The 16,533-nt window shown below is 30.6% G+C and carries 15 protein-coding genes and 3 pseudogenes; all 18 read left to right on the top strand.

The window, feature by feature from the left end; genetic code table 11:
* Positions 1–505: 505 nt before the first annotated feature.
* Positions 506–1,180: pseudogene (locus ACYQ3D_RS02855) on the top strand (NAD-dependent epimerase/dehydratase family protein); the annotation flags it as partial.
* Between the two features lie 77 nt (positions 1,181–1,257).
* Positions 1,258–2,136, top strand: a complete 879-nt coding sequence (locus ACYQ3D_RS02860; protein ID WP_459836012.1) for a polysaccharide biosynthesis/export family protein — start codon at positions 1,258–1,260, stop codon at positions 2,134–2,136.
* A gap of 132 nt (positions 2,137–2,268) precedes the next feature.
* On the top strand, positions 2,269–3,735 hold the full coding sequence (locus ACYQ3D_RS02865; RefSeq protein WP_459836014.1) for a GumC family protein: 1,467 nt from the start codon (positions 2,269–2,271) through the stop codon (positions 3,733–3,735).
* Positions 3,728–4,438, top strand: coding sequence for a CpsD/CapB family tyrosine-protein kinase (locus ACYQ3D_RS02870; protein WP_459836016.1), 711 nt, complete (start codon positions 3,728–3,730; stop codon positions 4,436–4,438). Before ACYQ3D_RS02865 ends, ACYQ3D_RS02870 begins: the two co-directional genes overlap by 8 nt.
* Positions 4,439–4,579: 141 nt before the next feature.
* Positions 4,580–4,939: a four helix bundle protein gene (locus ACYQ3D_RS02875; RefSeq protein ID WP_459836018.1), complete on the top strand. Its 360-nt coding sequence runs from the start codon at positions 4,580–4,582 to the stop codon at positions 4,937–4,939.
* Between the two features lie 69 nt (positions 4,940–5,008).
* The gene (locus ACYQ3D_RS02880; RefSeq protein ID WP_459836020.1) at positions 5,009–5,803 is read left to right on the top strand and encodes a tyrosine-protein phosphatase; all 795 of its coding nucleotides are present in this window, start codon (positions 5,009–5,011) and stop codon (positions 5,801–5,803) included.
* A gap of 263 nt (positions 5,804–6,066) precedes the next feature.
* A complete protein-coding gene (locus ACYQ3D_RS02885) occupies positions 6,067–6,732 on the top strand; it encodes a sugar transferase (protein WP_459836022.1) in 666 nt (221 codons plus the stop codon).
* A 65-nt stretch (positions 6,733–6,797) separates the two neighbouring features.
* A complete protein-coding gene (locus ACYQ3D_RS02890; protein ID WP_459836025.1) occupies positions 6,798–8,300 on the top strand; it encodes a lipopolysaccharide biosynthesis protein in 1,503 nt (500 codons plus the stop codon).
* A gap of 42 nt (positions 8,301–8,342) precedes the next feature.
* On the top strand, positions 8,343–9,695 hold the full coding sequence (locus ACYQ3D_RS02895) for a Coenzyme F420 hydrogenase/dehydrogenase, beta subunit C-terminal domain (RefSeq protein WP_459836090.1): 1,353 nt from the start codon (positions 8,343–8,345) through the stop codon (positions 9,693–9,695).
* Positions 9,696–9,724: 29 nt separating this feature from the next.
* Complete coding sequence (locus ACYQ3D_RS02900) at positions 9,725–10,849, top strand: polysaccharide pyruvyl transferase family protein (RefSeq protein WP_459836028.1); 1,125 nt, start codon at positions 9,725–9,727, stop codon at positions 10,847–10,849.
* Positions 10,850–10,873: 24 nt separating this feature from the next.
* Entirely contained in the window at positions 10,874–11,803 is a 930-nt protein-coding gene (locus ACYQ3D_RS02905; RefSeq protein WP_459836030.1) for a glycosyltransferase family 2 protein, read from the top strand.
* A 222-nt stretch (positions 11,804–12,025) separates the two neighbouring features.
* Positions 12,026–12,358: a helix-turn-helix domain-containing protein gene (locus tag ACYQ3D_RS02910; protein ID WP_459836033.1), complete on the top strand. Its 333-nt coding sequence runs from the start codon at positions 12,026–12,028 to the stop codon at positions 12,356–12,358.
* Positions 12,359–12,373: 15 nt separating this feature from the next.
* Positions 12,374–12,766, top strand: a pseudogene (locus ACYQ3D_RS02915) (transposase); the annotation flags it as partial.
* 190 nt (positions 12,767–12,956) lie between these two features.
* Positions 12,957–14,087: an EpsG family protein gene (locus tag ACYQ3D_RS02920; protein WP_459836035.1), complete on the top strand. Its 1,131-nt coding sequence runs from the start codon at positions 12,957–12,959 to the stop codon at positions 14,085–14,087.
* Between the two features lie 461 nt (positions 14,088–14,548).
* The gene (locus ACYQ3D_RS02930) at positions 14,549–14,770 is read left to right on the top strand and encodes a transposase (RefSeq protein ID WP_459836037.1); all 222 of its coding nucleotides are present in this window, start codon (positions 14,549–14,551) and stop codon (positions 14,768–14,770) included.
* A 59-nt stretch (positions 14,771–14,829) separates the two neighbouring features.
* Positions 14,830–15,114, top strand: a pseudogene (locus ACYQ3D_RS02935) (transposase); the annotation flags it as partial.
* A gap of 106 nt (positions 15,115–15,220) precedes the next feature.
* On the top strand, positions 15,221–15,454 hold the full coding sequence (locus ACYQ3D_RS02940; protein WP_459836039.1) for a transposase: 234 nt from the start codon (positions 15,221–15,223) through the stop codon (positions 15,452–15,454).
* Positions 15,455–15,885: 431 nt separating this feature from the next.
* Positions 15,886–16,389: a transposase gene (locus ACYQ3D_RS02945; RefSeq protein ID WP_459836095.1), complete on the top strand. Its 504-nt coding sequence runs from the start codon at positions 15,886–15,888 to the stop codon at positions 16,387–16,389.
* The last annotated feature ends 144 nt before the right edge of the window (positions 16,390–16,533 follow it).

The raw sequence follows: 16,533 nt of genomic DNA on the forward strand, positions 1-16,533 counted from the left end.
GACGTTATGAAAATCCTTATACACTTTCAGGGTGTATAGTTGAACAGATTCAACTCATACAGGCTCATAGGAGAAATCTAAAGGTATATGGATAGGTAGGGGCTTTCGGAACAGGGGAAGCTAACAATATGTAGGTTCTTAATACCAATGACATAGTGGAGTGAAATACAGAAAGTGGATAACACTCCTTAATGTTAGGGATAGTGTTGGTATAAACCGATAATACCTTAGTAAAATAGGGTTAGGGATAGCCAATAGTCATTAGTTTAAGTTACAAGGTATGTCATTTTATCATAAGGTTCTTGTAAGACTAACAAAGGTGAAGTCTCTGTCAAAGGAGGTTTTAGCCGACTTATGACTGCGTTAGGGCAGGAAATGACTGTATCAAACTAACTTAAACTAAGATAGAACGCCTAGTGAGTTTAAAAATCTCACGCTAGGTGTGAAACGGGGGAAAGGCTGGAAATAGGTAATATGACTATTGAAGGCTTACCTATCGTTATATATTACAGGAACAATTAATTTACTGGAGTATTGTCGCCAGTATGATGTAGAGAAGATAGTTTATGCTTCTTCAGCAGCAGTCTATGGCCAACCTGAATATCTAGGAGTAGATGAAGAACATCCAGTTGATCCTATTTCTTATTATGGAATTTCTAAACACACTCCTGAACATTACTTAAAAGTCTTTCACCAATTATATGATCTAGATTATACTATTTTGCGGTATGCTAATGCCTATGGGATTAGACAAGATCCTAGAGGAGAAGGTGGCGTTATTTCTATTTTTGTAGATCAATTTTTACAAGGAGAATCTCCTGTTATCTTTGGTGATGGTAAGCAGACTAGAGATTTTGTTTATGTTGATGATATTGCAGAGGCCAATTTAGCTGCTTTAGAGCAAGGTGCTGGCGAAATCATCAATATTAGCTGTAATGTTCAGACTTCGATTAATCAATTGGTAGATACCATGAATCAAGTTACAGGCTTGGATTTAGAACCAGCCTATCAATCAGCTAGATCAGGAGATATTAGACATAGTTACTTAGTTAATGACAAAGCGCAAGAAATTTTAGATTGGGAACCCGAATATGATTTAAAAGCGGGACTCGAAGAAACATTTGCTTATTATCAAGAATTTTATAATCTTAAGCAAGAAATTGCTGTGACTGAAGAATAGAAGAACAAAGATAAGAACCAGGAATTAACAGCTGGAGTCTAGAAAGATTATAGAAAAAGGAATAGGAGGAATAATATATGCGGAAATTAGCTTTAATTACTTTAGCCATTATTTTATTATCTAGTGGGATGGGAATGGCTAAAGAAGTTGGGGATTATAAATTAACAGTAGATGATCAGCTTTACATCTCGGTGTGGGGCCAACCCGACCTCCAACAGGAAGTAGTAGTCGGGCCCGATGGAAAGATCAGTTTCCCCCTGATTGGTCAGGTGCCCGCTGAAGATAAGACGATTGCCGAACTAACTAAATTGATCACAGATAAGTTACAACAGTATATTGAAGTTAAAGAGTCGCAGGTCAATGTTGTCTTTAGAGAGTACGAAAAGATCAAAGTTATGATCTTAGGTGAGATTAAGCAACCAGGGGCTTACCAAGTTGGCCCGCAAAAAGAAGTGCTTGATCTACTGTCTCTAGCTGGCGGAACAACCAAGACAGCTAACTTAGAAGAAGCTCAGTTAAGAAGAGATGACCAGTCACTACCAGTTGACTTAAAGGCTCTATTAGCAGGCAAGAAGCAAAAACAAAACTATACCCTCCAGGAGGGAGATGTTCTCTACATCCCCGAAGAAGCAATTGAGGTTAGTATCCTAGGAGCAGTTAACCAGCCGGGGAAGTACCAACTTAAGCACGGAGCTAGGTTGAGTGATTTATTAGCTAGAGCAGGAGATGTTACTGACGAGGCAGCAGATAAGTTAAAGTATATCTCTGGCGACCAAGTCCAAAAGCTTGATTTGGACAAGTTACTAGCTAGTGAAGAAACTAAGAATCCTGTCCTCCAGGATGGCGATACAGTCCAGATTCTAGAGAGTAATTATGACTTAGGTAAGATATCCTTCTGGCGGAACTTCTTTTTCTTTGTCGGCGGACTTAATCAATTAGATGATTTAGTTAATTGATGCTGTCTGTCGTCTGCGATCTGCTGACAGCAGAAAGCAGAAAGCAGATAGCTAATATTTGATTTTGAATTTAACTGTACACTGTACACTGTACACTGTAAATTGTAAACTATAATTGTTGGGAGGTAGACAATGGAAGAATTTGAGGAAGAGATGGTGGAGATTGATTTACGAGAATACATGCGAATCCTCTGGCAGCGAAAGTGGATTTTAGTTGGATTAGTAGTTACAGCAATAATAGCTAGTCTAGTAATTAGTTCTTATCTGCCGCGGATTTATCAGACTTCTACTCTAGTCCGGGTCAAAGAGGACAGTGGAGTAGGGAATATGTTTAGTGAACAATTATCTTTGACTGGAATGGGCAGTAGTAGTAGTAAAGTAGCAACCTACACCCAGATTATGAAGAGTCGTAGTCTCCTGGAAGAAGTAATTCAGGAGTTAGATCTACGCCAAGAGACAAGTGGTGAACTACTAGAAACTGGTGCCTTAGGAAGTAAGATTAGTATCAGTCCGGGGACTGATAGTCAGTTGATTACAATTACTGTTAACTATTCAGACCCTAAGCAGGCGAAAAAAATTGCTAATACCTTAGTGACTAAGTTTAAAGCTAAGAATAGACGGATGAATAGTGCAGAACTAAGAGGAGCTTCCCAGTTTATTACTGAGCAGTTACAAGAGGTAGAGACGAAGCTGACTAATGTAGAAAATAAGCTACGAGACTATAAAGAAGAAGCCGAGGTAGTGCTCCCCACGGAACAAGGAAAGGCTACCCTAGAGAAGCTAAACCAATTAGAAACAGCCCAGGCTAAGGCAGAAGTCGAGCTAGAACAGAGCCAAGTTAGTCTCCAGGAGGTAGAAGAGAGACTCCAAAAGGAAGAGCAGGAAATAATTTCGGGCCGGACAATTACGGAGAACCCCTTAGTCCAGAAGTATAAGGCTAAGTTGGCAGATTTAGAGATAGAGTTAGCTGGTTTACAGGAGTCTTATACTAGCAAGCATCCCCAAGTAATTCAGGTCCAGACTAAGATTAAGGAAGTAAAGCAGAAACTAGAGTCAACAGTAGCGGAAGTAGTTAGTTCTAAGACAGAAACAATGAATCCTTTTTATAAAGAATTAAAACAGCGGTTGACTTCATTGCATACTAGGATAATTGCTAATCAGGCTCAGTTAGAGACTTATCAGCAACAGATTAGTGAGATTGAATCCGAGTTGGATTCTTTACCAGCTAAGGAGTTAAAGTTGGCCCGTTTAAAACGAGAACAAAAGATATCAGAGAGTGTCTATACTATGTTACGCAAGAAAAAAGAAGAGATCAATATCCAAAAGGCAATGAAGACTTCTGATGTAGTAGTAGTTGATCCTGCTATTGCTCAGGACGACCCTATTAAGCCGAAACCTAAGTTGAATCTAGCAATTGCCACTATGTTAGCTTTATTTGGAGGAGTCGGGATTATCTTTGTCCTAGAGTACTTAGATACCTCAGTCAAGAGCGAAGAGGATATTACTCGTCTAACAGATCTACCAGTCTTAGGTACAATTCCTGACTTAGAACAAATCGATCATACTGGCGGTTACGGAAGGAGAGAGGATAATGAGTAAACAAGATTTACAGACAAGACATGATGAACTAATAGTAGCCCATAGTCCCAAGTCACCAGCTGCCGAGGCCTATCGTGATCTACGAACGAATATAAGTTACTTAAGTCCTGATGAGCCACTGACTAAGATAGCAGTCACTAGTAGTGGCCCCAGAGAAGGGAAGTCCTTAACAGTAGCTAATCTAGCTATCTCTATGGCTCAGAATAACCAACAGGTAATTATAATTGATGCTGACTTACGGAAGCCAATGCAACATAAGTTTTATGATCTACCTAACTTTGAAGGATTGAGTAGTATTTTAACTGGAGAACTTGACTTTGAGGCAGGGCTAAAGGAGACCGGGATAGATAACCTCCAGCTAATCAGTACTGGTCATGTACCGCCTAATCCTGCTGAATTATTAGGTTCAGACAAGATGTCCGAGGTGATTAAGCAAGCTGAAGCAGAAGCGGATCTGGTACTTGTCGATACACCCCCAGCAATTGCGGTAACTGATGCAGCTGTCCTAGCTAATAAACTAGATGGTATCTTGTTAGTAGTTGCCTCGCATGAGACAGAACAGGAAATGCTAGCTAGAGCTAAAGAAAAGTTGGAAAAAGCTCAAGCTAATATTATTGGAACAGTGTTGAATAAACATCCAGTCAATAGTGATGGGTATGGGTATTACTACTCCTACTATGGCTCTTCTAGCGTTAGTAAGTAATAATTGAGAATTAACAATGTACAGTTTACAATTTACAATTAAATTCCATAAAAGAATAAAACAATTTAATAATCAACTCATATAAAATAATAGCTGAGATATAATAAGTTTCAGTTATTATTTAAAGGGTTGGTGATGATTTTGAATAAAAGAGAAAATGTTATCTATGATAAGTCATTTGATTTTTCAGTTGCTATAGTTAAGTTATGTAGATATTTGTTTGATGAAAAAAATGAGTATGTTTTAGGAAAACAACTAATGCGTTGTGGTACTAGTATTGGCGCAAATGTAAGAGAGGCAATTGAAGGACAAAGCAAGAAGGACTTTATTGCTAAATTGTCAATTTCTCTGAAAGAGGCAGGGGAAACAGAATATTGGCTAAATTTATTAATTGCTAGTGATGTTTTAAAAGAGACAAGAGTAAATTCACTATTAAATGATGTTAAGGAAATAATTAGAATATTGAATTCTATACTTAAGACAGCAAGGCAAAATTCATGATATTATTTGAATTAGATTTTAATTGTAAATTGTTAATTGTAAATTGTAAATTATAAAGGCGGTGTTACCTTGATAGATTTACACGCACATATCCTACCTAACGTTGACGACGGAGCAGAAGATATCCAAGAGTCACTGGCGATTGCCAAAGAGGCAGAAAGCCAGGGGATCGAGCAGATAGTAGCTACTCCTCATTATGTAGCCGGGGAAAGTCGAATCAAATCTGAAGATATAAGAGGGAAAGTGGCTGAGGTGCAGAAGTTATTAAAGAAAGAAGAAATAGATGTAGAGATCTTACCTGGGGCAGAGTTATATTTAACGCCGGAGTTACCTCGCGAGGTACATAAAGGGCAAGCTCTTAGTATTAATGATAGTCGGTATTTACTAGTGGAGTTACCGATGACTAAGTTACCGGATTATGTCACTGATACCTTATATGACTTACAGATGTTAGGGTATACCCCAGTGGTTGCTCATCCTGAGCGGTATCCTAGCCTACAGAAAAATCCTAATCGACTCTTCGACTGGGTAGAGGCGGGGATGTTGGCCCAGTTAAATGCTGGTAGTCTGTTAGGTAAGTTTGGTTCTCGCGTCCAAGAGACAGCAGAAATTTTAGTCCAGCATAATCTCGTCCAGGTAGTAGGTTCGGATCTCCATGCTACTGACCGCCGCCGCGAGTGTTTAGCAGAAGGTACGCAGCGACTAAAAGAATTAGGAGCTAAGCCAGCAGAGTATTTCCAGGTAGCTAAGCAGATTGTCAGTGACCAGCAGGTAACTAGCCAGTCTCTCGCCCAGAGATATCAGCCCCAATCTAGTTCTGTAGTGGGGAGATTAAAGCAGGCTTTAGGGTTAATTGGTAATTGAGAATGGATAATTTATAATTGAGAATATAGTGTGGTTGAGTACATTAAATAATTATTGGAAATTATATAATAGGTATACTAAATAAGGTTTATTTTTTAATTGTAAATTCACTTAAGTTTTTGATATTTAACTATTATTTGTTATAATAAAGATGGTTGTTAAATAGATTATTTTTACAGTAGTTGAAATTGTTGAAATATGTCGAATAATGTAGGAAAAATATGAGTAATAGAGAAGTAATTAACTAAGCTGGAGGGATAAAAGTGTCAGAAGCAGAAAGTAGAGTATTAGCTGAGGCAGTAGAGGAATTTAATATAGAGTCTATTGAAGACAAAACCATAGGCCAGACAGGATATCTAGCTATTAAGCGGTTGGTGGATATTGTAGTATCGGTGGTAGGCTTAGTTGTAACATTTCCTATTATGTTAGTGACAGCAATTGCCATTAAATTAGAGAGTCCGGGCCCAATCATCTTTAAACAGACTCGCTTAGGTAAACATGGCGAGGAGTTTACTCTCTATAAGTTTAGATCAATGGTAGAAAATGCCGAAGCCGATACAGGAGCAGTCTGGGCCAAAAAGAATGATACGCGAGTAACTAACGTAGGTCGGTTTATCCGTAAGACACGGATTGATGAACTCCCTCAGTTTATAAATATCTTAAAAGGTGAGATGACACTGATTGGCCCTCGGCCAGAGCGACCTTGCTTAACCGAAGAATTTCATGAAGAGTACCCTGGCTTCAAGAATCGTTTATTAGTGACGCCTGGGGTGACAGGGTTGGCCCAAGTAAAAGGTGGCTATGATATAACTCCAGGGCAAAAATATCGCTTAGATAAGTTATATATTAAGAAGAGGAATTTATTATTGGATCTAAAGATTATGTTTAGAACAGCTCTAGTTATGATATTAGGAGATGGAGCTAGATAGAAATAAATTAATATTATTGTATATTTTAGTAAATTAACAATAATTAATATTGAAGGAGTTAATATATGTCAAAATCATATACTGGAACGAAAAAAAATGTCATACTTTCATATATAAATTTAGCTGTTAAAATGTTAACGGGTTTTTTTCTATTACCTTTTATTGTTTCATCATTAGGTAATTCTGATTATGGTTTAATGAGATTAGTATATTCATTGACAGGCTATATTGGTATTTTGGATTTGGGTTTAGGTAATGCTGTTACCCGTTTTACCGCTCTTTATAATACGAAGGAGAAAAAGAAAAAAATTAACACGGTAGTAACTTATAGTTTGTTGATTTATTCTGGTGTTGCTGTATTAGGTTTTTTAGTAGGTTTAATTGTATATTTTAATTTTGGTTCATATTTTAATTTAGCTGCATCAGAAGTAGATGTGGGAAAAAAAATATTTATGATCGGGTTAATTAATTCTTTGCTTCAATTACCAGCAATGACTTTTTCTGCTGTTATTAAAGGTTTTAATAAGTATGACTATTTTTATGGAACTAGAGTTGCTAAATCTATTTTAAGAGCTATTTTAATTGTTATTTTGTTTAAAATGGGATTTGGAATACTAACTTTATTTATTATAGATTTTACTACTAGTCAATTATTAAATTTATCTTGGTTTGTGTTTAATATTAAAAAATTAGGTCTAAAATTTTCGTTAGATAAATTAGATCCTGAATTCAAAAATGAATTTGGTACTTATTCTTTTTATGTGTTTTTGGGGATTGTTACAGATCAAATATATTGGAAAACAGATAATATTTTATTAGGAATATTTACTTCTACAGAGAAAATTGCAGTCTATTCAATTAGTCAACAAATCATAAGATATTATAAGACTATTGCTTCAAGCTTTACAGGAGCGTTTTTGCCTAAATTAACTAATATGGTTTCTGATTATAAATCTAAAGATAAGATTTTATCTTTTTTTAAAAAGGCTTCTCGTTATCAATTTTTAATAGTTATAATAATATTGATTAATTTTATTTTTCTAGGAAAGGAATTTATAATCTTATGGGTAGGGAAAAATTTTATTGAAGCGTATAAGTATACTTTAATAATTATGATTCCTTTAAGTATTCCCCTTTTTCAAACTACAGGTTTTAAGATATTATATGCTAAAAATAAACATAAAACTAGATCTATAGTGTATTTAATAAATGCTATTGTTAATATTTTCATCAGTATTTATTTAATAGATCTTATTGGAGTTATTGGAGCTGCTTTCGGAACAGCAATAGCTATGATATTAGGTAATGTTTTATTTATGAATTATTATTATAAAAAAGAATTAGGATTAAAAATATATAGTTTCTTTAAAGAAACTTGTTTTAAAACTCTTTTATTGATAATTCCAACTATTATTATATTATGGATTAGTAATATTTTTATTTCAAATATAAGTATAGTTAATTTTATTATAAAAGGAACATTAGCGAATATCCCGTTCGTTATATTAATTTATAAATATGTTATTGATGAAAAGGATAAGGAAGATGTTTTGTCTTATTTAAAATAAGATAGATAGGTTGGAGGTGGAATTATTAACGTAATTAATAAAATAGTAGATAATGATTTATGTATAGGTTGTGGTATGTGTGTTGCATTATGTCCAAATGACGCTTTGGTAATAGATTTTAATGAATATGGTGAATACAATTCTTGTTTAACTGGTGAATGTATTGATGGTTGTAGTTTGTGTCTAGATATATGTCCTTTTAATGATAATCAAAATGAAGATGAGTTAGCAAAAAATAAATTTTCTAAGAATCTAAATTATGATGATAATTTGGGTTTTTACTTAAATACTTATTCTGGATATGCAATGACAAATGGTTTTAGGGAAAAAGGTGCATCTGGTGGATTAACTACTTGGCTATTAGAGCAATTATTAAAAAATGATTATGTTGATTATGTTATTAATGTTAAGCCAAATAGGGATAATGAAAAATTATTTAAGTATCAAATTGCTGCTAGTATTGAAACTTTAAGAGAAGGTTCTGGCTCAGCTTATTATCCAATAGAGTTATCTGAAGTGATTGAAAAAGTTTTAAAACAAGATGGTAAATATGCTATAGTTGGACTACCTTGTTTTCTGAAAGCAGTTGAATTAGCTAAAGAAAAAAATAAAAAGTTAGCTGATAGAATAATCTTTTCTGTAGGTTTAGTTTGTGGACAACTTAAAAGTAAAGAATTCACTAATTATATTGCTCAATTGTCTGGTTTTGAAGATGAAATAGAAGAAGTTAGTTATAGAAATAATAGTGATGATCAGACAGCAAATAATTTTTATTTTCATTTTGAAAATAAAAATAATAATGGCAAAATTTACTTCAAAGATGGAATTGGAAAAGCTTGGAGTAATCGTTGGTTTACATATAATTCTTGTAGTTATTGTGATGATACGTTTTCAGAACTGGCAGATGTAACACTTATGGATGCGTGGTTATCTGAGTTTACACAAGATAGTAGAGGAACAAACCTTTTAGCAGTTCGTAATGAAGAAATTGAAAAATTACTAATGCAAGGTAAAGAAAATAAAGATATTATATTAAATCCTATTTCTTCAGATAAAGTAATCTCAAGCCAGCAGGGAGTAATTAATATCAAACGAGATAAATTATCATATAGACTTTCATTAGTAAGTGATAAAGAAGGTTTCTATCCCAAAAAAAGAGTAAATCCTAATCAGACAACTAATTTATTTTTAAAAAAAGAAGTTGAATATAAAGATGAAATGCAGGAAGCAAGTAAAAAAATGTGGAAAAAGGTTAAAGATAATAGGATTGATTTTGATGAATTTAGCAGTATTATGCAAGAAAAAATGGATAAATTAAATAAGTTAAATATAATTAGACGTATATTCTCGTTGCCGAAAAGAATTGTTAGAAAATCACTTAGTTATATGAAATAAATTAATAATTAAGGAGGATGAAGTAAGATATGAAAGAGAAAAAGAAGATTGGGATTATAACTCTAAATGGTTACTTTAATTATGGGAATAGATTACAGAATTATGCTGTAGAACAAATTTTAAAATCTTTAAATTTTGAAGTTGAGACAATAATAAAAAAGAATAATGCAAATAATGACCAAAATGGATTTTTAAACAAAATAAAAAAAATAAAAAATAAAGATTTAAGTGATATATATAAAGTACTTACTAAGAGGATTAAAAATAAAATTTGGAATTATAGATATAAAAAGCAAATATCTGAAAAGACACTTAAATTTAAAGAGTTTTCAAAAAAATATTTAACGGAAGAAGAATATATAGTTACTAATGAATTAAATAATAAATTTGATTATTTTGTAACAGGTAGTGATCAGGTATGGAATCCATATTATAATAAATATCCTTCATTTGAATTTTTAGATTTTACTTCTAAAGATAAGAAAGTTGCTTTTTCTCCTAGTTTTGGAGTAGCTGATATTCCTAATTCTCATAAAAAAATTTATAAACAGTGGTTAAATGACTTTAATTATCTTTCAGTTAGAGAAGAAGCAGGGGCTAATATTATAAAGAAATTAACTGGTAAAGATGCAGAAGTTCTTGTGGATCCTACTATGTTAATTACTAAAGAAGAATGGATGAAAATTGCTAACAAATCTTCTAAAAAACCAAGTAAAAAATATTTACTAACATATATAATTGGAGATAGATTAGATAAATGGAATCAACGGATAAAAAAAGTTGCTGAAGATAATGATTTGGAAATAGTAAATCTTGCAGATATAAATGATAAACAAAGATTTATTGAAGGTCCTGCTGAATATTTAGATTATTTTAATTTTGCTGAAATTATTTTTACTGATTCTTTTCATGGGACAATTTTTTCTATTTTATTCAATAGACCTTTTGTGGTTTATAATCGCCAAGGTACTAAAGCAAGTATGATATCTAGATTAGAAACACTGTTAAATAAGTTTGAGTTAGCTGATAGATTTGGAAAAAGATTAAATAATAAAGATATTTTTAATATTGATTTTTCTCATGTTGATTCTATTTTAGAAGAAGAAAGAAATGAAGCTTTTGATTATTTAGAAAAAGTTTTGGAGATAAATTAAATACATAGATTTTGGAGGAGAATTATGGATAATATCTATTTTTCTGTTGTAATCCCACTTTATAATAAAGAAAAGCATATCAAGAGAGCCATTGATTCTGTTTTAAATCAAAGTCACCAAAATTTTGAGATTATTGTGGTTGATGATGGATCAACAGATGATGGAGCAACTAAAGTAAAAGAATATAACGATGATAGAGTGAAATTAATTCAGCAGGATAATCAAGGAGTTTCTGTAGCTCGTAATAGAGGAATCAAAGAAGCTAAATATGAATTAATTGGGTTTTTAGATGCTGATGATGAATGGAAAAATGATTTTTTAAAAGAAATTGTTGAATTAAGAAAAAATCATCTTGATATGGGAGCTTATGCAACTGCTTATGAATTTTATAAAGATGATAATTCAATTAAAAGAGCAAAATATAGTAATTTACAAGAAGGTTTTAAAGGGAAAGTTGATAATTATTTCAAATATACTTTAAAGAATTCATTAATTAGTGCTTCTAGTGTAGTTATATCTAGAAAGATTTTTGATGAAGTTGGATATTTTGATATAAATCTTACCCATGGAGAAGATTTAGATATGTGGTTTAGGATTGTTTTAAATTATAATATTGCTTTTTCTGATAAAGTTTTAGCTGTATACCATCAAGATGCTTCTAATAGGGCATGTGATAGAGAACATTTATTAGAATTTAATTTTACTAATAAATTAGTAAATAATATTAAGAAATACAGATTAGATGACAATATATTTAATAATATATATATAAATAATAAATTAATAGATAGAGTGGAGAATTATATATTATATAAGAAGGGAGAATCTGCTAGAAAAATATTACCTTATATTACTAACAAGAGAAAATACTTATACTATGTAATATCTTATTTTCCAGTTTCTTTTATAATTTTTTTATTGAAAATAAAAAGAAAGTTAAAAAACAAATATTAACTTTCTTGTAACGCTCTCTATTGATATTAGACAGAAGAAAATGAACGCATGAAAAAGATTATTGGTGAAAAAGAAACTCAAATAGAAATATTTCAAAAAAACCATGGTTGGATTAACCACTTCTGATAAAGTTGAAGCTGTTAAATCTCTTACATAGAGAGATTATTCAGTAAAAAAGCTTGTAAAGCTTTAAATATATCTAAAAGTACTTACTATTATCAATTGCAACAAGAAAATGATAAAGATACTCCTGAAAATTATCTTTATTCTGGGATCCCAGCTTTTGATGAAAATAATAATAAAGTTTCTGAACAAGAAGTAATAAACTTAGTAAAAGAATACACTTCTAAATACGCATATTACGGTTATAGAATGATTACGAACTACATCAGAAATAAAGAAGGGATAATAGTCAATCATAAGCGTATTCATCGGATTATGGGAGAATTGGATTTATTACAAAAACAAAATAGCCCAAAACCAGAGAAATATAACCAAAGTCAAGAACATGAAATAGATGCTCTAAATCAAATGTGCCAGATGGATATGGTTTAGTGGTATTTAGACAGTACAGGGAATTGGGTCTATATGTTTGATCTGATAGATGTTTACACAAGAGAAATAATTGGTCATAAAATCAGCTTAAGGCGCAGAACTGATGAAACTTTAGAAGCCTTAAAAGAAACACTTGAAGATCGAGATGTAGAAAATGTAATACTTAGAACAGATAATAGTGTTCAGTTCCGTAGCAAAGATTTTCAGGATTATTTAAGAGAGCTTAAATCTGATGAAGAAATTGAAATAAAACATGAGCGAATAACTATTGATACACCCAAGGAAAATGCTTATATAGAAAGCTTTCATGGTACTTTGAAGAAAGAAGATATTTATCATAAATCTGATTACGAAAATATATTAGATTGTAAAAGTTCGGTTGATGATTATATTAAAAAATATAATTAAAATCGTCTTCACTCTAGTCTGGATTATTTATTTCAAAGGAGTTTATTAATCAAGTTGAATCTATCAGGGGTTTAGGACATGTTTAATGGTATTAGAGAGATGAGTTTGGTACTATATACTTTCCTAATTGATATTAAATAAAACCTAAATATTTTTTAACATAACCGAGATTGTTTAACGGAGGAATTTTATGAATAAATTAATTTCATTATTTATATACTTATCTGCATTTGGAATTTCGTTATTAATTGCGAAAGTATACCAAAATAGATTTTTTTATAGGAAACAAAGATATTACTTTCTGAAGAAAGCTATTTGGTGTTTATTGATAATTACTCCACCTGTTATCATTTCTTCTATTAGGTATAATGTGGGAACAGATTATCAAGCTTATGTAAGAATATTTAAGCAAATTAATTTTGTGAAATTCAGTAGAATATGGCCCAAATATATTAATGAACCATTATATTTTGTCTTAAATAAAGTTGCTTATTTTTTATTTGAAAAACCACTTAGTATCTTTTTTCTATCATCATTTTTGATACATTTATTTATAATTTTTGGTATAGATTTTTTTAAAGATAAAATTTCTATTCCAATTGCCTTATTTGTTTATTATTCTATGCATTTTGCATTTGGATTAAATGGAATTAGACAAATGATTGCTATGTCTATTGTGTTCTTTTCTTTGAGATATATTTATAAAAAAGAATTATTAAAATATTTTTTATTTATAATAATAGCAACAATGTTTCATAATAGTGCTGCAATATGCTTGTTTTTTTACCTTTTAGTTAATATTCGATATAAAAAATATAATTTATTAAAGAATATAATTTATTATTTTTCAATTTTATTAACGCCATTAATTACAAACTTTTTTTTGAATTTACTATTAAAAATAGATTTATTCTCAAGTTATTCACATTATTTAATTAATGATATTGATTTAGGAGTTGGATTTTTATTACATATATTACCAATCATTATTCCAATTTTTATTTTTAAAAAATCAATTATTTATAAAAATAAGTTTTTTGAACCAATTATTAATTTGTCATTATTGAATATACCATTTAAATATGTTGGATATTTTAGTAATTGGGGTGGGAGATTATCATTATATACAAATATGTTATATTATATTTTAGTTCCTTTAGTAATATCTTCAGTTCGTAATAGAGCAAATAAAATAGTGCTTATTAATTATTATATTATATTTTTTATGTATTTTTATTTGTTTAAATTTTTTATAAATAATCATAGTGAAACATTTCCATTTACAACTATGATTTTTCATAACCTCGGTTTGACCCCCTAATATTAGAGAAAATCTTTTTTTGGTTTCTGATTAATGTAGTGAATAAAAATATGTAAATTCAAAAAATAAAAGTGCATTTGCCAGATTTAATTATTACTGATTTATTAATTTTAGATGGTGTATATATCTTTATAACAGAAGTTAAAAAGAAGGAGTGGAAATGTCCTAATTGCGGTTCTATTACTGACAAAGTTCATGATTGTAGATAGCAAAATATAAAAGATATTCCTATCAAAGGAAATCAGGTTATAATTAGATTGAAAAAATATCGTTGTAAGAGCTGTGATAGCAATTCATTCAACGAATAATATGAAATTATTGATAAATATTCTAGAAAAACTAAAAAATTAGATGAATATATAGTGGATTTAGCTCAAAGAAGAGATTATACAGGCATAGCTAAAGAAATAGAAGTAAGTTATACTTCTATTTCAAATTCAGTAGAAGATAAGCCTAAATAATTGATTGAGGATATAAATTTAGATGAAATAGAATATTTAAGTATAGATGAGTTCTCAATTCGTGAAAAGCATGAATATGCTGTAGCAATTTCTGATCCAAAAGAGAAAGAATTAATTGCTATTCTTCCAAGCAGGAAGAAAGATGACCTGATAACCTCTTTTGAACAGGAATGCCCAAAAGAGGTTAAAAGGAATATAAAAGCTATCTCAATGGATATGTAGAGTGCCTATAATTCAATGGCTCAAGAGGTGTTTCCAAATGCTAAAATAGTGGTTCAAAACCATTTTTAGAAACTAATAAAACAGTGGAAAATTGGGAAGACAAATTATTAAACTTTTTTGAGGCTAAGATAAGTAATGGTTTTGATGAAGGAATAAATAATAAAATCAAGTTAATAAGGCGAATAGGATATGGAGTAACTAATTTAAAAAAATTTAATATATATTATTCGTGGCTTTCATGTAGAACAAAATTAAAACCAAAGGTTGAAGTCTGTTGTAATTATTTTCTAACAGACTTCAATTACAGCACAGATTATTTTTCACAACAATTAAAGAGCCAATAATTTATAATGTTTTTAAGCTCATGAAGTAAATTTCGAAAAAATTTTTATAGTCTTTGATAAAGTCGTTTTCTTCCTCCCAAATTATAGTCAAAGGAGGAAATTAACAATGGGTAAACACAAAAAGATATCTTCTGAAGAGAAACTAAAAATTGTTCTTGAAGCCTTAGAAAATGGTAATATTTCTGAAACTTGTCGCAAACATGGCATTTACGAAAATCAATTTTATCAGTGGAAAGAAAAATTATTAGATAATGCTGATAAAGTTTTCAATCACGGTAATAAAAGAGATCCTGAAAAAGAAAAACTAAAGCAAGTAAAAAAAGACTTAAAGAAACCGTAGTAGAACTTTTCACTGAGCTATAAATCTTAAAAAAACGACACATAGAGCTTCGTGATAATCTTAAAGATGAATGGCTATCCAGTGATAAAAAGCATAAATTAATGGATATTATTGAATAATCAGAACTTAGTATCAAAGATATATGTAAGATACTAAAACTCAATCCAGATCGCTATTATCGCTAGAAACGAAATTTTAAAGCTAATTGTATCAGGATTTAAAAAACATAAATCTAGTCCTAAATCATGTCCTTATAGTCTTTTAGAAGAAGAAAAACAAGCAACTATAGATTATGCTTTAGAACACCTAGATTTATGACATAGGAAACTAGCTTATTAAATGCAATATAAATGATATAGCATATGTTTCTCCTTTAAGTGTTTATAGAGTTCTTAAAGCTAACATCAAGAAAAGAAAGCTGATGGTAAAATATAAAAGTTAAACAGCCAAACCAAATGTGGCACATAGATATTACTTATGTTCCTGTTAAAGATAAACATGTTTATTTGATTAGTGCTTTAGATTGTTATTCTTGTTATATTGTTCATAGTAAAAGATCTTTTACTATGACTACTGATGATATGAAGGATTTCATGAGTAAAGCTTTATTTAAAGCTGATTTATTTGAAGTTCCTGATGATGAAAAAACAACTTTAATCAGCGATAATGGTACTCAACTTGTTTCTATCAGAACTGCTGTTAGACATCCAGAGACTAATGGTAAAATTGAAGTGTTTCATAAAACTATTAAGCATGAAAATATTTATGTCAAACCCAAGTATGAGAGCTTTTATGAAGTTCAAGAGGACATTATTAATTTCATAGAATACTATAATAATAGTCATTTACATCAAAGTATTGATTTTGTTACACTATATGATAAATGTAAAGATAAAGCTAATGAGATTATTCAAGAGCGTAAAAACAATCATTAAAAAGCAATTGAGAGAAGAAAATGACTAAATAGAAAATCTCATTCACAAGCTGCTTAATTTAGGACTATGGACTATGAAATTATTTTAAAAAATACTTGATTATTTAGAAACAATGCATAATTGAATATAGAATTTAATATTTTA

Source organism: Halanaerobaculum tunisiense (assembly GCF_054657635.1).

Excerpts from the sequence above, each read along its gene's own strand:
- ACYQ3D_RS02860 (WP_459836012.1), top strand. The coding sequence starts at position 1,258 with ATGCGGAAATTAGCTTTAATTACTTTAGCCATTATTTTATTATCTAGT.
- ACYQ3D_RS02865 (WP_459836014.1), top strand. The coding sequence starts at position 2,269 with ATGGAAGAATTTGAGGAAGAGATGGTGGAGATTGATTTACGAGAATAC.
- ACYQ3D_RS02870 (WP_459836016.1), top strand. The coding sequence starts at position 3,728 with ATGAGTAAACAAGATTTACAGACAAGACATGATGAACTAATAGTAGCC.
- ACYQ3D_RS02890 (WP_459836025.1), top strand. The coding sequence starts at position 6,798 with ATGTCAAAATCATATACTGGAACGAAAAAAAATGTCATACTTTCATAT.
- ACYQ3D_RS02900 (WP_459836028.1), top strand. The coding sequence starts at position 9,725 with ATGAAAGAGAAAAAGAAGATTGGGATTATAACTCTAAATGGTTACTTT.
- ACYQ3D_RS02905 (WP_459836030.1), top strand. The coding sequence starts at position 10,874 with ATGGATAATATCTATTTTTCTGTTGTAATCCCACTTTATAATAAAGAA.
- ACYQ3D_RS02920 (WP_459836035.1), top strand. The coding sequence starts at position 12,957 with ATGAATAAATTAATTTCATTATTTATATACTTATCTGCATTTGGAATT.
- ACYQ3D_RS02940 (WP_459836039.1), top strand. The coding sequence starts at position 15,221 with ATGGGTAAACACAAAAAGATATCTTCTGAAGAGAAACTAAAAATTGTT.